General features: G+C 67.4%; 5 protein-coding genes. All 5 read left to right on the top strand.

Translation table 11 applies throughout. The features are described from left to right. Positions 1 to 81: 81 nt before the first annotated feature. The 5 genes from ACTWPW_RS63825 to ACTWPW_RS63805 all read left to right on the top strand — a co-directional run bounded on the left by ACTWPW_RS63825 (position 82) and on the right by ACTWPW_RS63805 (position 2249). Positions 82 to 435 (top strand): hypothetical protein, encoded by a 354-nt coding sequence (locus ACTWPW_RS63825; RefSeq protein ID WP_443174981.1) that lies wholly within the window; start codon positions 82 to 84, stop codon positions 433 to 435. A gap of 120 nt (positions 436 to 555) precedes the next feature. After that, positions 556 to 858: a hypothetical protein gene (locus ACTWPW_RS63820; protein WP_443174980.1), complete on the top strand. Its 303-nt coding sequence runs from the start codon at positions 556 to 558 to the stop codon at positions 856 to 858. After that, the gene (locus ACTWPW_RS63815; RefSeq protein WP_443174979.1) at positions 855 to 1337 is read left to right on the top strand and encodes a hypothetical protein; all 483 of its coding nucleotides are present in this window, start codon (positions 855 to 857) and stop codon (positions 1335 to 1337) included. Before ACTWPW_RS63820 ends, ACTWPW_RS63815 begins: the two co-directional genes overlap by 4 nt. Further along, positions 1321 to 1998, top strand: a complete 678-nt coding sequence (locus tag ACTWPW_RS63810; RefSeq protein WP_443174978.1) for a hypothetical protein — start codon at positions 1321 to 1323, stop codon at positions 1996 to 1998. Before ACTWPW_RS63815 ends, ACTWPW_RS63810 begins: the two co-directional genes overlap by 17 nt. After that, positions 1995 to 2249: a hypothetical protein gene (locus tag ACTWPW_RS63805; RefSeq protein WP_443174977.1), complete on the top strand. Its 255-nt coding sequence runs from the start codon at positions 1995 to 1997 to the stop codon at positions 2247 to 2249. The genes ACTWPW_RS63810 and ACTWPW_RS63805 overlap by 4 nt, the downstream gene beginning before the upstream one ends. The last annotated feature ends 122 nt before the right edge of the window (positions 2250 to 2371 follow it).

Raw genomic sequence — 2371 nt, 5'->3', positions numbered from 1 at the left:
CTACGCCGTCGCCATCCGCCGTCGCGGCCCAGACACTGCGTCCCGGCAGCGACTCGCCGCCTGAGTGGAAGGACCACCCCAATGATCATCAAGGTTTACCGGCCGGACGGCAGCCCCGATCTGCGGAACTGGCGCGTGCAGTGCGACGGCGACGAGTGCTTCAACACCGCCCTCATGCTGGGCTCGGCCGACTGGTTCATCAGCCGACGAGCGCACACGCCCACCTACTGTCCGTGGTGCCTGACCGACCGGGCCTACGACCTCATCACCAGCGCCTTGCGCTGTCCCCGCTGCCAGGCCGTCGAGCTGCGGTTCTGGGATGAGGACGACTATCTCTACAGCCGCTACGGCCCGCACTACGCAGGCTGCTGCTACTGCGGCGCCACATTGATCGTCACCGCCACCCGCGACATCAGCGGCTGGCTCATGCCCTAACAGGCACAGGGGCCGGACTCACCTACCACAGATCCCCCGGCCCCTGCTCATCCACCACTCCACCCATTCCAAAGCGAAGGACGTGGACTCATGCAGCCTACCTGCACCGTGCCGTCCGGCATGCCCGAAGCCGACCGCACTGGCAACCCTGCCTTGACACCAGAAAGCCCGCGACGCGTCGTCGAGAACGACCAGTACGCCGCCTTCCTCCGGCGCGCCATCCGCGCCTACGGTCGCCGCATCGCCACCGGCGACGTCGAAGCACTCAGCGACGCGCTGGCCCTCAGCACCGAACTCGACACCGCCATCGGCCAAGCGGTAGCCGGCCTGCGCGCACAGGGCTACTCCTGGGCCGACATCGCTCGCCCCCTCGGCATTACCCGCCAGGCTGCTCAGCAGCGTTGGGGCGGTGACACCCCATGAACAGCAGCGGAACCGTCTACCTGCTGCACTTCGACCAGCCCTACAAACACGCCCGCCACTACATCGGCTGGACCCCCGGCGATCTCAATCGCCGACTCCGCCAGCACCGCAACGGCACCGGCGCCCGGCTGCTGCAAGTCATCACCGCCGCCGGCATCGGCTTCGCCCTCGCCCGCACCTGGAACGGCGGACGCAACCTGGAGCGATCCCTCAAACGGCGAGGCGGAGCATCCCGCGCCTGTCCTCTATGCGGCGTCACGCCACGTGTCACCGGCTGGCAGCAACCCGACCCACCCGGCAACACAGCAGACCCCATGCCCGACGTGTTCCACGTCGTCTCCGCCGTCTGCGGATGCAACCGGATCATGAGCATCGCTGCACAGCTGCTCGCCACCGCCTCCTTCACCTGCAGCCAATGTCATCAACCTCTTGTCCCTCTCGATGAACAGGAGGCAGGACACCATGCCTTCACCAGATAACCGAGCCGCACGCCTCGAATCCGCCGCCCAGATTCTCATCCTGCTCATCATCGGCGGCATGGCCGGACTCGCCTCCTTCACTCACGTCCACGACTGGACCATGCAACATGTGCCCGCCGGCACCGGCGACTGGTTCGGTTGGGCCAATGCCATCATCTCCGAACTCACCCCCACCGCCGCCGGACTGGAAATCCGCCGCCGCAAACGCGCCGGAACCTCCGTCGCCTACCCGATGATCGTCCTCATCGCCGCTGCCGCGCTGTCCATCGCCGCGCAACTCGCCGTCGCCAACCCCAGCCCCACCGGCTGGCTTCTCAGTGCCGTCCCGGCGCTGGCCTTCCTTGCCCTCACCAAACTCGCCCTCTCTGGCACCCCGGCCAGTAAACCCACCCGCGACTACAGCCCTCCTGACGAGCACGCCCAGACGGTCACCACCGTCACAGCGGAAATCCCCCGCGCCCAGACACCCGCGCTCGAACCCATCACGCCGGTTCCTGACGAACTCCTCCAAGGCGCGCGCATGGCCATCTTCGCCCACCGGCAACGCAGCGAAGAACCCATCACGGCGGCCATCCTGGCCGACCACCTCGGCATCGACCTCGACACGGCCACCGCTGTGCTCTACCACCTCGACGGCACCCATGACGGGGGCCGCCCATGACCACCAGCACGTCGGCACCTTCGACGCTGGCTCCCGTCCCCGGAAAGGCTGGGCAACAGCTCATCCTCCCGGGCACGGGGGCGAACACCGAAGAGGCCCACCGCCTATCACGGCGACTCGGCAACACCGCGATGTTCGCCCATGACAATGCCCTCACCCGCGCAGGAGACGGCTACTTCACCTGGCTCGATCACATCTGGCCCGCCGCCGGATGCACCGCCCCCATCCGTCTGCACGGCCAGGTCCACTGAGCTGCCCCGGGTTGGTTGGAGGCTCCCAAGACTGGAAGGCTGGGAGTCGTGCCCGCACCGAGGAAGTACCCCCAAGAGCTGCGCGATCGCGCCGTCAAGATGGTGTTCGACCTGCGTGAGGA

Origin of the sequence: Nonomuraea sp. KM90, from assembly GCF_052246675.1 — a bacterium.
GTDB lineage: Bacteria > Actinomycetota > Actinomycetes > Streptosporangiales > Streptosporangiaceae > Nonomuraea.
Note: the sequence above shows the minus strand (reverse complement) of the source record. Positions and strands in the feature narration are given on the sequence as shown.

Excerpts from the sequence above, each read along its gene's own strand:
- ACTWPW_RS63810 (WP_443174978.1), top strand. The coding sequence starts at position 1,321 with ATGCCTTCACCAGATAACCGAGCCGCACGCCTCGAATCCGCCGCCCAG.
- ACTWPW_RS63815 (WP_443174979.1), top strand. The coding sequence starts at position 855 with ATGAACAGCAGCGGAACCGTCTACCTGCTGCACTTCGACCAGCCCTAC.
- ACTWPW_RS63825 (WP_443174981.1), top strand. The coding sequence starts at position 82 with ATGATCATCAAGGTTTACCGGCCGGACGGCAGCCCCGATCTGCGGAAC.
- ACTWPW_RS63805 (WP_443174977.1), top strand. The coding sequence starts at position 1,995 with ATGACCACCAGCACGTCGGCACCTTCGACGCTGGCTCCCGTCCCCGGA.
- ACTWPW_RS63820 (WP_443174980.1), top strand. The coding sequence starts at position 556 with ATGCCCGAAGCCGACCGCACTGGCAACCCTGCCTTGACACCAGAAAGC.